Annotated in this window: 1 protein-coding gene and 1 pseudogene; both read right to left on the bottom strand. The window is 72.6% G+C overall.

Features of this window, described 5'->3' with window-relative positions:
- Nucleotides 1-1,156: pseudogene (locus ACWGR4_RS47945) on the bottom strand (ATP-binding protein); the annotation flags it as partial.
- 218 nt (nucleotides 1,157-1,374) lie between these two features.
- Nucleotides 1,375-1,602 carry a hypothetical protein gene (locus ACWGR4_RS47940; protein ID WP_376041194.1) on the bottom strand — a complete coding sequence of 76 codons (228 nt, stop codon included), beginning with the start codon at nucleotides 1,600-1,602 and terminating at the stop codon, nucleotides 1,375-1,377.
- Nucleotides 1,603-2,231: the final 629 nt, after the last annotated feature.

Genomic DNA, 2,231 nt, shown 5'->3' with positions numbered 1-2,231 from the left:
TCGCGTCGTAGATCGCCTGCCGGATCTCCTCGTTCGAGCCGCGCTGGTGACCCTCCGTCCGGACCTTCCCCTGCCACAGCCGGGCTTCCAGCCGCTTCGGGTCGAGGAGGATGCCCGCCCACAGCGGGTCGGCCACGGCCTGCATCATCCACGGCCGCCACGAGACGCTCTTGCCCATGTTCGTGACGCCCGCGATCAGCTTGTGCGTGCCCGCCATCGGCACGTCCACGATCTCGCCGGTCACCTCGTCCACGCCGATGCCGGTGTGCTCCGGCGTCCAGGTCATCGAGATGCCGTCCGACGCGGACCGGGTGCGGATCACGATCAGCGCGCGGTCGCCATGGCTGCCATCGCTGATCTGCATCCGCGTCTCGGTCCGCATCCCGAGCAGGGCGCGGACCGCCGCGGACTCGGCCGCGAGCTTCTTCGCCGACCAGCCCTTGCCGTCCAGCCGGACGCCGCACACGATCCCGGCCGCCGTCACTTCGGGCCGCTCGGTCAGCGTGCCGGACAGGCCGCGCGAGTCGGCGTGCTGCACCCAGTACGACGGGTCCAGGCGCTCCAGCAAGCGGCGTTCCTCCGCCGTGACCCCATCCTCGACCTGCACGGAGACCGACCGGCGACCGAGCCACAGCGCCGAGGCGTTGGCCGCGATGACCGCGACCGAGGTGGCCAAAGGCCACGTCTCCCAGTCCGCAGGCGTCGACCACGCGTACGTGCCGACCGCCGCCGGGACGACATGCACGGCGTGCCACCGCCGGGCTACCTGCGCCATCGTCGCCGGGTAGTTCGCCCGCGCCTCCTTCAACGCGGCCCGCGCGGCGATCCGGTGCGACCGCGCCGCCCTGTCCGCCGTCTTCGCCGCCCGCCGGGCGCCGTTCCACGGGTTCTTGCTCGCCTGCCGTGCCGCCGTCCGCTGCCCCTTCGCGGTCGCGGCCGTCGCCCTCGCCGACGTGTTCTCACGCTGAGCGGCCATGAGCTTCTTGAGATTTTCCGGCGTCCGGAGCGCCTGGCGCCGGTCCGCCGCCGCGTCCCACCGAGCCGCCACAGGGGCGCACATGGGGGACAGGGCATCGACCACGTTGGTCACCTCGGTGGCCGATGCCCGCCAGGCGGACTTGGTCGAATCGGTCGCCTTCCGCCAAACTTCCTTCACGTCCACGGTTCTCCTTCAGGTGCGTGGATGAGGGTCGGATCGCCGTTCGCTGCGGCGGTCCGGCCCGTCTTCGTTTGCTGGTTGCGCCTCTGGTTGCAGGTTGCGGTCGGGTTGCGGGGTGCAACCGCCTCTGACCTGCAAGGTTGCGGGTTGCGGTCGGGGGAGGGGAGGGGGGCCCTACGCACGCGCGCATATACGCGCGCGAGGAGCCCCTCAGATCACTCCGCCTCGGCCGCCTTCCGCCACGCGGCCGAGGTGTTCGGGGAGACCCCTGTCAGGTCCCGAATCCTGCGGTAGGGGACCTCCATCCGGACCGCCTCCACGATCACCGGACGGATCTCCGCGTCGAGCTGCTCCAGCTGAGCCAGGAGCCTGATCCTCTTCGCTCCCAAAGGCTTGAGTGCTGCTTCGGCTTGGGCCCTCAGTTGGGCCGGTGTCTGCGTCATGCGACTGACTCTGACACATCGATCCGCCTTTTGCAAGCGTCTCAGTCTGAGTCATCATTGCCCCCCGGTGATCACGCGGCGACCCTAGGCGCCCCTCTGCGGCCCTGTCAGCCGGATACCGGACCCAGAGGGCACGGCGCCCCTCATCGGCCGTCAGCGGGCCACACAGGGACGCGGGGAGGGGTGCGGGGGAGGCCGGAGAGATCGCGCGGGTCACTACGCAGGGGCGCTCCGCCCCCTGCACCCCCGGGCCACCGCTCCCAGAGGGGGAGGGGGCGCCGTACGCCACTGCGGGTCCGTGGGTGGGTCGGCAGGGGTCGCGGGGGGGTCCCTCCGGTCGGACAGCCCTCCGCACCCTGCCACGGAACCTGGGGGGGCTCCGCAAGCTCCACCCCCCCAGAACCCGCGGCACACCGTGAGTGCCGCCCGACCGGAGGGACCCCCCCGCTCTGGCCCCGCCTTACGAGGGCGCGGCGGGCACCTGGGGGACCGTCAGGGTCGGCGGCCGCGACCCGTCACCACAGCGGCAGATCCTCCCCGCCCACCACCGGCCGGGGCGGCCGCGGCGGAGTAGCCGGCGGAGCCTCCCGCCGCTGCGGCCGCCCGGGGGGGGGACGGGCAGAGACCCG

It is taken from the genome of Embleya sp. NPDC055664 (assembly GCF_053618075.1).
This window is presented reverse-complemented; position numbering and strand designations above follow the sequence as displayed.

What these genes read in the sequence shown, in the direction of transcription:
- ACWGR4_RS47940 (WP_376041194.1), bottom strand. Translation starts at nt 1,602, where the DNA reads ATGACGCAGACACCGGCCCAACTGAGGGCCCAAGCCGAAGCAGCACTC.